Below are 12,312 nucleotides of genomic sequence, written 5' to 3'. Positions count from 1 at the left end.
GTTGCTAATGATAGAAGAAAAAAATCAAAATAAAAAGAAGTTCAAATTGAATATCTTGGGAGACAAGTTTACCGTTACTGGAGAATTTAGTGAGGATTATATTCACAAACTGGCTGAACATGTTGAAAAAACTGGTCGAGAGATTAGGAATGCTTATCCTAAACTTCCCTTTAGACGTCTATCACACCTGACGATGATAAATCTGGCTGATGAATATTTTAAACTAAGAAGTCAGTGTGTAGATTTGAGTAAAGAAAAAGAAAGGCTCAAAGAAGCTAATCAGAGCTTACACCAGGAGTTAAAAAAGCTGCGTCGGGAGAATGAGGAATTAACTAATCTACTTGAGGAGGTAGACTAATTGGATATTATTAATTTCCTCGATATAATAATTTTAGTTATCTTACTTTTTTTCGCCTATAATGGATTTAAACGGGGATTTATAGATCAAACAAGCACAATACTCGGACTGCTGGCTGCTTTATTTGTTGCAGTCAGGCAGTACGTTTATTTTACCCAGTTTTTAGAGCCATATTTAGATTTATCTACTTCACTGCTGCAGTTTATTTCTTTTGCAGTAATCTTTATTGTGGTAAATATTGTAATTCATGTTTTAGGAATTACTCTCAAAAAAATTGTAGATGCTATTTTTCTGCAGCCGGTAGACCGTGTTTTGGGATTTTTGCTGGGTATATTTAAAGCTGGAATTATCGTTTATTTGCTAATTTTAATTCTGGTCCAGATCCCTCATCATAAAGTTAATGATGTGCTAAATGAATCATTTTTAGCTACAAGAATTATCGAAGCATCACCATTAATACAATCAAAGATTGAAGAAATTTTTCGGCCATGATATTTTCATGGCCTTTTGGCTTTTAATTGAATATATATTTTAAAGAAAAAGAGGTGTAATTATGCAGGAAATGAGCAACAAAGAAATTGCAAAAACCCTGGCTAAATTTGCTGATTTAATGGCTATTAAAGGAGAAAATGATTTTAAAATCAGAGCTTATACAAATGCTGCTCGTAAAATAGAGTCTTTTGCAGATCAGATTTCTCAGCTGGCAGCAGAGGATAGTTTAAAAGATATTAAAGGAATTGGCAGCGGAATAGCCGAAGCGATTAATCAGCTACTGCAGGAAGGTATGATTGAAGAAATGGAGGCGATTAAAGCTGAGCTTCCACCTGGAGTTATAGAAATGACTGATATTCAGGGTTTAGGACCCAAAACTGCTCACCGCTTTTATTATGAATTAGAAATAGAAGATTTAGTAAGTTTAGAAAAAGCTTTAAAAGAAGGAAAAGTACAAAAGATGAAGGGCTTTGGTAAAAAGTCGGAAGCAAAACTATTAAAGGCCTTAAAAAATCACGAAAAATATGTGGATAAAATTATATTAGCCAAGGCTTTAAAAACTGCTGGAGAGATTATTGAGACAATCAAAGCCGAAATTAAGCCAGAACTATTTAAAAAAATTGAAATCTGCGGCAGCAGTAGAAGAGCCAAAGAATTAACTGGAGATTTAGATATCTTGATTGCATCAGATCAGCCTGAAAAGCTTTCTAAACAGCTTAAAAACCTTGATTTTACAGCCGAAGTTATTGGGGCTGGTGATACTAAAGTCAGTATCAGAACTGATCAGGGAGTTCAGACAGATTTTAGGTTGGTCAGCGAAGAAGAGTTTCCTTCAGCTCTCCATTATTTTACCGGTTCTCAGGCCCATAATGTACGAATGAGGCAGCTGGCTAAAGATAATAACTTAAAATTAAGTGAATATGGATTATTTAGAGAAGATGGCAGCAAAGAAAAAATTGAGTCTGAGGCAGATATTTTTAAAATTTTAGGTTTAGACTATATTATACCAGAATTGAGAGAAGATCAGGGTGAAATAGAAGCTGCGCAAAAGGGAGAGCTTCCTCAAAGTATAGAATTAGATGATATTAAAGGAGATCTACATCTCCACTCCCGCTATAGTGATGGTGCTTTTACAATCAAAGAAATGGCTGAGGCGGCCAGAGACCAAAGAGCTTATCAATATCTAGCCGTTACTGACCATTCTCAATCTCTGACAATTGCCAGCGGCATGAGTATTCAAGAGTTAAAAGCACAGCTTAAAGAAATCGATGAGCTAAATAAAGAGCTAAAAGACTTTAAAGTGCTTAAGGGAGTAGAAGTTGATATTTTAAAAAACGGAGATTTAGATTTTGAAGACGAACTATTGGAACAGCTTGATTTTGTTATCGCTTCAATTCACAGTAATTTTAACCTGAAAGAAGAGGAAATGACCGCCCGAATTATTAAAGCAGTTAAAAACCCTCATGTTAATTTAATTGGTCATCCCAGAGGTAGAATGCTTGGAGGGCGAGAGCCTTATGCAGTTGATTTAGAGAAAGTTATTGCAGCTGCAGCAGAATATAATACCGCTTTAGAAATTAATGCTTCACCACAGCGTTTGGATTTAAATGCTGAATGGGCTCGTAAAGTTAAAAAAGCGGGAGGCAAGATTTCGATTAATACTGATGCTCATCATTACAGGGAGTACAGTGATATGAAACTTGGGGTGGCAACAGCCCGCCGCGGTTGGTTGGAAAAAGAAGATGTAATTAATACCTTTTCTTATCAAGAATTAATTGAATTTTTAAATTCAAAAAAGTAATGTCTAAAAGTAGATACAAAAATAAATTAAGAAAAATTTAAGCAAAAATTTAAGAAAATTAAATTCCGGAGGTATTTATGGTGAAAGAACACAGTCTGGAAGTATTAGAATATAAAAAGATAATAAAAATGACTGCGGCTCGTGCCGCAACAAATATCGGAAAAGAAATTGTCGAAAATTTAAAGCCTGTCAGCAATGCTAATTATATCAAGGATAGATTAGCTGAAGTTACAGCAGTCAAATCAATGATTTCCGAATTTTCTACTCCTCCTTTTGGTGGGGTAAGAGATATCAGAGATGATCTCAAAAAAGCAGCTAAAGGCTCAGTTTTAGCGACTGATGCAATCAGCAGAGTTCGAAGTACTCTCAGAGGAGTTTCAGAACTTCAGCGATATTTAGAGAACATCAAAACTGATTTAGATCCCAGAATAATTGAAAGAGAATATCAGGTAATTTATGATTTATGCTCAGATTTAAAGAGCAGACCGGGGCTGGCCCGAGAGATTGACCGCTGTATTAATGAATATGGAGATGTAGCTGATGATGCCAGTTCTAAATTAAAATCACTGCGGTCTAAAATGGATTCTATAGAAAATTCTATTCGCGACAAACTGGATTCAATTATCAAAAGTAAACATTATCAGGATATGCTGCAGGAAAATATAGTTACTAGAAGAGAAAACCGTTATGTAGTTCCGATTAAACAGGAACAGCGAAATAACTTTGATGGTATTGTCCATGGGCAATCTGCCAGTGGTTTAACCCTCTTTATGGAACCGATGTCTGTGGTTCGTTTAAATAATGAGCTGAGAGAGGTTAGAGCGAAAGAAAGTGCAGAGATTCAGCGAATTTTACAGATGCTGAGTTCTAAAATAGCTCAGGACGAAGAAATAATAAAAAGAGATTTAATGATTATTACCAGATTAGATAGCATTGCAGCTGCCGCAAAGTTTAGTCTTGATTTTGAATGTAATGCTGCAGATATTAATCAAAAGGGTATTATAGAATTAAAACAGGCCAGACATCCACTTTTAAAAGAAGATCCGGTACCCATTGATTTAAAACTTGGTGATGATATTGCAACCCTTGTCATCACCGGTCCAAACACTGGTGGTAAAACAGTTGCCTTAAAGACTGTTGGTCTCTTAACAATGATGACTCAAACCGGTCTGCACATCCCGGCTGCTGCCAATTCGACTGTGGCAGTCTTTGAAAAAATATTTGCTGATATCGGTGATGAACAGAGTATTGAACAGAGTTTAAGTACCTTTTCTTCTCATATGCACAGGATTAGAGAGTTTCTGGCAGAATCAGATGAATCTACTTTAGTTTTAATGGATGAGCTGGGAGTTGGAACTGACCCTGAAGAGGGTGCTGCTTTAGGAATTTCTATTTTAGAAAAACTTCAGCAGAAAAAGGCAGTCACTATAGCTACGACTCACTACAGTCAGCTTAAAAGTTATGCTTACACCACTGAACAGGTAGAAAATGCCTCTGTAGAATTTGATATTGAAACTTTAAAACCTACCTACAAGCTGATTATGGGAGTTCCAGGTGGTTCAAATGCTTTTGAAATTGCACTTAGACTGGGAATACCTCAGGAAATAATTGATCGGGCCCGAACTCTGTTAAGTGACGAAGAGATTAAAGTTGAAGATATAATTAATGAATTAAATCAGGAAAGAAATCGCTACCAAAAACTGCGGCAGGAAATGGAAGAATTCCGCAATCATGAAAAGCAATTAAAAGAAAAATATGAAAAAATGATAGAAGAACAGCAGCAGAAACATGAAAAGGAAATGAAGGCTGCTCGCGAAGAAGCGGAAGCAATTGTAGAAGAGACTAAAAAAGAAGCAAAAAGAATCATTTCTAATTTAAAAGAAAAAGACTTCAGTCAGCGTTCTGAAATTGATAGAGCCCAGACTTCGGCAAACGAAAATTTAAAAGAGCTGAGTCAGATTTTAGAATCAGAAAATGAGAAAGAAAAAGAAAAAATTGATCCAGATGAATTTTCTGAAGGAGATCAGGTTAGAGTTCGCAGTATTGGTCGTAAAGGAGAAATTACTAATATTGATCGCGATAAAAAAGAAGCTCAGATTCAGGCAGGAATTATGCAGGTTACTGCCTCACTGGCGGATCTGGTTAAAGTTGATATTCCTGATGATAATGAGGAAAAACAGCTTAAAAATTACAGAGTTAAAAAAGCACAGCATGTATCACCTAAACTTGATTTAAGAGGCGAAAGATATGAGGCCGCACAGTTTAAGGTTGATAAATATTTAGATGATGCATTTTTAGCCGGTTTAAATGAAGTAGAAATTGTCCATGGTAAGGGAACTGGAGCTTTGCGAAATGCTGTGGAAGAAGTTTTAGAAAATAATGCTCATGTTAAAGACTATCGTCTTGGTCGCCAAAAAGAGGGTGGAATGGGTGTTACTATAGTTAAAATTCAATAGTATTTAGTATTCAAAAAGGGATTTCCCAGCTTCAAAACTGGAGAAATCCCTTTTTTAGTTTATATATAATTTTTAAAATACTTTAATCGATAAATTTAAGCATTAATCTACTATTAATCATTACCGAATATATCAAACAAGCCTCCAAGTGGACTATCAGAATCTTCATCATCTGAACCAGAGTCACTATTTGAATCTTGATTTGAATCAGAACCATTATTGTCATTTAAGAATGGAACACTGCTGCCACCTGAACCATGAATATTACAGTTACGAGTTGGCTTAGTTTCAAAACGAGGCTCACCATTTCTTTGAAGTTTTGGGATTCCGTATTCCTGATCTATCTGTTGTACCGGACCTCCAGTAGCTATAGTATAAGTACCTTTTACCAGATCTTCCGAATCTTTATTTGAATTAACTTCTCTAAATGATTTTTGAGCAGGGCCAATTCTAATACCTGAACCCTGAATATAATGTCTTTCCTCAATCTGGTCAGCAGGACAATTATTTGTTGCTAAAAGTCCACTTTCGCGGTCAACTCTTACAGTTTCTACTGGGCCGTGTAAACTTTCTGTTTCAGTTGGCTCTGTTCCTTCTTTATAAGGAAGAACATCAATTCTTGGTGAAGACTGATTAGAAAGTAATCCAGTATATGGATCAACATCAACTTCAATTATATTATCCGGCATTTGGAAATTAATAACCGGCATATCTTTAACAGCTGCCCGCATATAATCTCCCCAGATTTGAGCTGCCTCACCACTACCAACTGTTTTTACATCATATTCCATTGAGCGTGCAGTATCTTCTCCAATCCAGACACTTGTTGCAATTTGAGATGTAAAACCGACAAACCAGGCATCAGTATAATCATTAGTAGTACCTGTTTTACCACCAACATCACGGTCCATCTGAGCTCTGCGGCCTGTACCGTTATCAACAACACTTTTCAACATTGAAGTAATTAAATAACTATCAGCCTGTGTCATAACCATTTTGCTTTTAGGTTGGGCTTCATAAATTAAATTTTGATGTTTATCGTAAACCTTTCTAATTGCATGAGGCTCAGTATATATTCCCTTATTTGCAAAAACACTATAAGCAGAAGCCATTTCGATTGGCGTAACTCCTCGATTTAGACCTCCAAGGGCCAGTGAATAATGATCATCATGACCATCAGAGTTAGTAAAAGTTGAAATACCAAGTCTTTCGGTAAAATCAATTACACTTTTAACCCCAATATCTTGAATTAATTTTACTGCTGCTACATTAACTGAATTAGTTAGAGCAGTGTTTAAATTAATTAGACCTCTGTAGCGATCACCATAGTTTCGAGGCCAGATACTTAATTCATCTCCCTTATTACTCTCAGAAGCCAACATCGGCAGATCGTTAATGATTGAACCTGTAGTGTAATCTCCTTCAATTAAAGCTGTAGAATAAACAAAGGGTTTAAAGGCTGAGCCAGGCTGTCTTACTGCCTGATAAGCTCTATTAAACTGATCAGTGCCTCGACCGCCAACCATAGCTCTAATAGCACCACTATTAACATCTAAACTAACTAGTGATAACTGGGGCTGTAAATTTTGACTACCGCTGCTCTGAAAAGAAGGAATAAAGCCATTTTCAATCTTATTATTAATTGTCTGTTCAGCTAACTTCTGCATATCAGGATTTAAAGTTGTATGTACTTTTAAGCCACCATTATAAACTAAGGAGGCGCCAAATCGGTCAATCAACTGGTCTCTGACATAAAGAGTAAAATAATGAGCTGTATTTTCCATCTCATCTTCTTCAACAGTATCTAAATTTAATTCAGCATTTTTGGCCTGATTTCTTTCGGCCTCTGTAATGTAATCTAATTCGTACATTCTATCTAAAACTATATTTCTTCTTTTAATTGCTAATTCTGGATTACGAAGTGGAGAATAATTATTGGGTGATTGCGGTAAACCAGCAATTAAAGCTGATTCTGCAAGCGTTAAATCTTCCACACTTTTACCAAAATACTGCAGTGAAGCAGTTTCAACTCCATAAGCACTGTGGCCTAAAAATATTTCATTTAAATACATTTCTAAAATTTCAGATTTAGTATACATTCTTTCAAATTGAATAGCTAAATATGCTTCCTGAATCTTACGCAGATAATTCTTGTCTAAAGTTAAAAAAGCATTTCTTGCCAACTGCTGGGTAATTGTACTTGCACCTTGATCAGTTAGGTCACCTTTTAATATGTTATTTATCATTGCTCTACCAATTCCCCATAAATCAATACCGTGATGAACATAAAATTTAGTATCTTCAATCGCTATAATTGCATTTTTTAAATCCTCCGGCATTCTTTCTAAGGGGACATAAACTCTATTTTCCTTAAATAATTTTGTTAAGAGTTCACCATCAGCATCATAAATCATTGTTGCTTCACTTGAACCCTTATAATCTGTAATATCAGGAGTATCCTGTATTATCCAGGTGACAGCACCTAACATAGCGCCTGTGCCCAGGGCAAAAATAATTAAAAAAGTTATTAAAAATATTGCCTTTGTCTTTTTCTTCATTGCTTAACCTCCCGTCACTAAAATATTATAACATAAAACAGCTGTTTATGGTACCCCTTGTTGTTAATTAATCTATCTGTTATAATGTAAAGACAAAGGATACAGGAGGTGAAGTACCTGTTGCCCAGAACATGGGCCAGGTGTTTTTTATGGAAATTAATGAACAGTTAAAGATACTAAAAAGAGGGGTAAGCGATCTTATCTCGGAAGAAGAATTAAAAAAGAAATTAACTGAAGCAAAGAAAGAAGAAAGGCCCTTAAGAGTTAAACTCGGACTTGATCCATCTGCACCGGATATTCACTTAGGACATACCGTGGTACTTCGTAAGTTGAAGCAGTTTCAGGATTTAGGTCATGAAGTTTATTTGATTATTGGAGATTTTACAGGAATGATTGGAGATCCAACTGGCAAATCTGAGACCAGAAACCAGCTGACAAAGGAAGAAGTTTTAGAAAATGCCCGTACATATCAGGAACAATTTTCTAAGGTGCTGGATCCGGAAAAAACCAATGTAGTTTTTAATGGAGACTGGTTAAGTGAAATGGATTTTGCTGATGTTTTAGAATTATCAGCTCATTATACTGTTGCCAGAATGTTAGAGCGTGAAGACTTTTCTACCCGCTATAATGCTGGTAAGCCAATTGGAATTCACGAATTTTTCTATCCTTTAATGCAGGGCTATGATTCAGTTGCAATTGAGGCAGATGTAGAATTGGGTGGAACTGATCAGCGTTTTAACCTTTTAGTTGGCCGCAAACTACAGCAGGAATACGGTCAAAAACCACAGGTAGTTCTAATGATGCCTTTATTAGAAGGTTTAGATGGTGTCAATAAGATGAGTAAAAGTTTAGATAACTATATTGGTGTTTATGATAAACCAGCTGATATGTTTGGTAAAGTAATGTCAATTCCAGATGATATGATTATCCGTTATTTTGAACTTTTAACTGATATTTCAATTGAGCGCTTAGATCAGATGAAAGAAAAATTAGCTCGTGATGATTTTAATCCAATGCAGCTCAAAAAAGAGCTTGCACATGAGATTGTAGAAGAATATCACAGCGAGGAAGATGCAGTCAAGGCTCGTCAGGAATTTGAAAGTGTATTCTCCAAGGGTAATTTACCAGAAGATATTCCGGTAATTGAAATTGCAGAATCTGATTTAGAAGAGGGAGAACTCTGGATAGTTAAATTGGTAGCTGCAACTGGACTGGTTGATTCCAACAGTCAGGCTCGTCGAATGATTAAACAGGGTGCTGTAACTATAGATGACAAAAAGTATGAAAAAATAAATTTAGATATCAAAGTAGAAGACGAAATGATTATTCAGATTGGAAAGCGTCGCTTCGCTAAAATTAAATTAGTTTAGACCAAACTTCAATTTATTTCTCTGCTTATTTTAAGTATAAATAATTTAGCCTTAATATTCATCAAGTTTATTTAATAAAAATTATTAAAGTCATTAAATTTGATTTTTAGATTTTAAATTTATAATTTTAAATGCAGAAAAATAAATATACATTTAAATAACTAATTAAATTTTAGCTGCAGCAGTTATTATGAAAAGCGTTGTGAAGATTAATATTTGAGAGAAAGAAATAAATTTGAAAGGAAGGTTTAGATGATTAAAAGTGGAGATGAAATAAGACAGGCTTATCTTGATTTTTTTGAGTCTAAAGGACATCTAATTTTAGATAGTGCGCCTTTAGTTCCTAAAAATGACCCAAGCTTGTTGTGGATAAATGCAGGGATGGCGCCTTTTAAGCCTTATTTTGACGGCAGTCTCGAGCCACCTAAAAAGCGTATTGCTACAAGTCAGAAGTGTATCCGTACAAATGATATAGAAAATGTCGGTAAAACAGCACGCCATCACACCTATTTTGAAATGCTGGGTAATTTTTCTTTTGGCGATTATTTTAAAGAAGAAGCCATTGTCTGGGGTTGGGAATTTGTAACTGAGGTGCTGGAGTTTGATCCTGATAAGTTATGGATTACAATTTACGAAGAAGATGATGAAGCTTTTGAAATCTGGCATCAAACAGTTGGACTAGCCGAAGAAAGAATTGTTCGGATGGGTAAAAAGGAAAATTTCTGGCAGATTGGAACTGGCCCCTGTGGTCCCTGTTCAGAAATTCATTATGATCGCGGTCCAGAAGCTGGAGACAGTAAAGAAGATGTGCTCGGTGGTGATGGAGACAGATATTTAGAAATCTGGAACCTGGTATTTACTCAGTATAACTACACTGAGGCTGGAGAATATAAAGAACTTCCAAATAAAAATATTGATACAGGTATGGGTCTGGAGCGAGTAGCTTCAATCTTGCAAGAGACAGAAACCAATTTTGAAACAGATTTAATTAAACCAATAATTGATCAGACAGTAGAAATGACAGGTATTCCCTATCAAAAAGATGAGGAAAGCTTAACAGCCTATCGAGTAATTGCTGATCATATTCGCTCAGCTTCTGTCGCTATTTCCGATGGAGCCCTACCTTCTAATGAAGGTCGTGGTTATGTAATCCGTCGTTTAATCAGACGTGCGGCTCGATATGGGCGCAAACTTGGTTTTGAAGAACCATTCTTATATAAATTAGTTGAAATAACAGCTGAGATTGTTAAGGGAGTGGCTCCCGATCTCAAAAAACAGCTGGCTCATGTCAAAAATGTTTTAAAATCTGAGGAAGAAAGTTTCTTAAAAACTTTAGAGCAGGGTTTAAATATTTTAGAAGAAATGTTGAGTCAATTAAAGGCAGAAGATAAGAAAGTACTTCAGGGTAAAGATGCTTTCCGTTTATATGATACTTATGGTTTCCCACTTGATTTAACTGAAGATATTGCAGCAGAAGCTGGGATTAAAGTTGATCAAAAAGGCTTTGAAAAGGAAATGGAAGCTCAGCGCAAAAGAGCAAGAGCAGCTAGAGAAGAAACTTCTTTTAGCAGCGGAGAAGTGGAAAAACTTTATTCCGAATTTAAAGATCAGATTGAGGAAGATAATTTTACTGGTTATCATTCTTTAAAGGAAGAAACTCAAGCTATTGGTCTGCTGAAAGATAATCAGAAGGTAGATAAATTAAGCCAGGGAGATCAGGGAGATATTATTTTGATTAAAACTCCATTTTATGCAGAGAGTGGAGGTCAAATTGGTGATAAAGGTGTAATTCAAAATGAAAATTTTGAAGCTGAAGTTAAAGATACAGTAAAAAAAGCTGAAGTTTTTGTACACCAGGTTGAAGTAATTTCAGGTCAGATTGAGCTTAACGATCAGGTTGAAGCAGTAGTCTATAACAATCGTCGTCAGGCAACAGCCAGACATCACTCAGCAACTCATCTGCTGCACAAAGCTTTAAAAGAGGTATTGGGAGATCATGTAAATCAGTCAGGTTCACTGGTGGCTCCTGATAGACTGCGTTTTGACTTTACTCATTTTTCTGCTCTTAAAGAAGCAGAAATTGATGAGATAGAAAGAAAAGTAAATCAGGCAGTTATGGAAAATTATCCGGTAGAAACAGCAGTAAAAGCCATTGACGAAGCAAAAGAAATGGGAGCAACTGCACTTTTTGGAGAAAAATATGGTGAAGAAGTAAGAGTTGTAAAAATGGGAGACTTTAGTATGGAACTGTGTGGAGGAACCCATGTTAATGCAACTGGTGACATTGGAGCTTTTAAGATAGTATCTGAAAGTGGTATTGCAGCTGGAGTCAGAAGAATTGAAGCTGTAACTGGAGAATATGCACTTGATTATTTTAATTCTAAACTGGATATTTTAAATAAAACAGCTGCTGAATTAAAAACTGAGCCTGATAATCTGCTGGATAGAGTTAAACAGCTGCAGCAGCAGCAGAAAGATTTAGAAAAAGAACTAGAAGCTCTAAAGCAGAAACTAGCAGGTTCTAAAAAAGATGAGTTAATAGATCAGCTGCAGCAGATTGAAGGAGTTAATGTGTTGACAGCAGAACTTGAAGATCTTGACAATTCTGCTTTAAGAAACTTAAATGATCAGCTGAAAGATAAAATTGACTCTGCAGTAATTGTGCTGGCCAGTAAAGCTGATAATAAAGTAATTTTTGTGGCATCAGTAACCAAGGATTTAATTGAAAAAGGATTTAAAGCTGGAGATATTATTTCTAAAGTTGCCGGAATTGCTGGCGGTGGTGGTGGTGGCCGTCCTGATATGGCTCAAGCAGGAGGTTCAAAACCTGAGAAAACTGTTGCAGCACTGGCCGAAGTAGAAAAAATTGTTAAAGAAATAGCTGGATAGTAAATTATAAATTAATATATTTTTTGACGAGATAAATCTTTAAAAAACAAGGAATTTTAAGCCGGGTGCAGAAATATTTAATATAAGGCAAATTAAAATACGGGAAGTGATATATATGGCCGAAGAAGATTTTAGCGATAAAACGATGCGATTTAAAATCAAGAAAGAAGAATTAAGTGAGGCAGCATTTGTTCTGGGTAAGGTATCTAAGGCCCTGGAAGAAAAAGGATATAATCCGATTAATCAAATTGTCGGATATTTACTTTCTGGAGATCCTGCTTATATAACAAGCTACAAAGATGCCAGAACAATGATTAGAACTATTGATCGAGATGAATTAATAGAAGAATTACTGCGCAGTTATTTAAATAACTAGCAGAATAATGAT

The 12,312-nt window shown here is 35.6% G+C and carries 8 protein-coding genes; 7 read left to right on the top strand and 1 reads right to left on the bottom strand.

Translation table 11 applies throughout. From position 1 onward, the window contains the following. Nucleotides 1-7: 7 nt before the first annotated feature. From HSACCH_RS06625 to HSACCH_RS06610, 4 genes are all read left to right on the top strand, one after another. Nucleotides 8-358: a cell division protein ZapA gene (locus HSACCH_RS06625; RefSeq protein WP_005488761.1), complete on the top strand. Its 351-nt coding sequence runs from the start codon at nucleotides 8-10 to the stop codon at nucleotides 356-358. Next, the gene (locus HSACCH_RS06620; RefSeq protein WP_005488760.1) at nucleotides 359-850 is read left to right on the top strand and encodes a CvpA family protein; all 492 of its coding nucleotides are present in this window, start codon (nucleotides 359-361) and stop codon (nucleotides 848-850) included. A gap of 61 nt (nucleotides 851-911) precedes the next feature. Further along, nucleotides 912-2,651 carry a DNA polymerase/3'-5' exonuclease PolX gene (gene polX / locus HSACCH_RS06615; RefSeq protein WP_005488758.1) on the top strand — a complete coding sequence of 580 codons (1,740 nt, stop codon included), beginning with the start codon at nucleotides 912-914 and terminating at the stop codon, nucleotides 2,649-2,651. A gap of 80 nt (nucleotides 2,652-2,731) precedes the next feature. Next, nucleotides 2,732-5,107: an endonuclease MutS2 gene (locus tag HSACCH_RS06610; protein WP_040477214.1), complete on the top strand. Its 2,376-nt coding sequence runs from the start codon at nucleotides 2,732-2,734 to the stop codon at nucleotides 5,105-5,107. A gap of 113 nt (nucleotides 5,108-5,220) precedes the next feature. Here the strand turns inward: HSACCH_RS06610 and HSACCH_RS06605 are convergent, their stop codons facing one another. Continuing rightward, nucleotides 5,221-7,665, bottom strand: coding sequence for a penicillin-binding protein 1A (locus tag HSACCH_RS06605; protein WP_005488755.1), 2,445 nt, complete (start codon nucleotides 7,663-7,665; stop codon nucleotides 5,221-5,223). Between the two features lie 149 nt (nucleotides 7,666-7,814). Here HSACCH_RS06605 and tyrS point away from each other — a divergent pair, with 149 nt between their 5' ends. From tyrS to HSACCH_RS06590, 3 genes are all read left to right on the top strand, one after another. Beyond that, nucleotides 7,815-9,035: a tyrosine--tRNA ligase gene (gene tyrS / locus HSACCH_RS06600; protein ID WP_005488754.1), complete on the top strand. Its 1,221-nt coding sequence runs from the start codon at nucleotides 7,815-7,817 to the stop codon at nucleotides 9,033-9,035. 252 nt (nucleotides 9,036-9,287) lie between these two features. Next, the gene (gene alaS, locus HSACCH_RS06595) at nucleotides 9,288-11,924 is read left to right on the top strand and encodes an alanine--tRNA ligase (protein WP_005488753.1); all 2,637 of its coding nucleotides are present in this window, start codon (nucleotides 9,288-9,290) and stop codon (nucleotides 11,922-11,924) included. A gap of 115 nt (nucleotides 11,925-12,039) precedes the next feature. Then, the gene (locus HSACCH_RS06590) at nucleotides 12,040-12,300 is read left to right on the top strand and encodes an IreB family regulatory phosphoprotein (protein ID WP_005488752.1); all 261 of its coding nucleotides are present in this window, start codon (nucleotides 12,040-12,042) and stop codon (nucleotides 12,298-12,300) included. Nucleotides 12,301-12,312 lie beyond the last annotated feature (12 nt).

This window comes from Halanaerobium saccharolyticum subsp. saccharolyticum DSM 6643 (genome assembly GCF_000350165.1).
Taxonomy (GTDB): Bacteria; Bacillota; Halanaerobiia; order Halanaerobiales; family Halanaerobiaceae; genus Halanaerobium; species Halanaerobium saccharolyticum.
The sequence above is the reverse complement of the archived record's forward strand: the minus strand, read 5'-3'. Positions and strand labels throughout refer to the sequence as shown.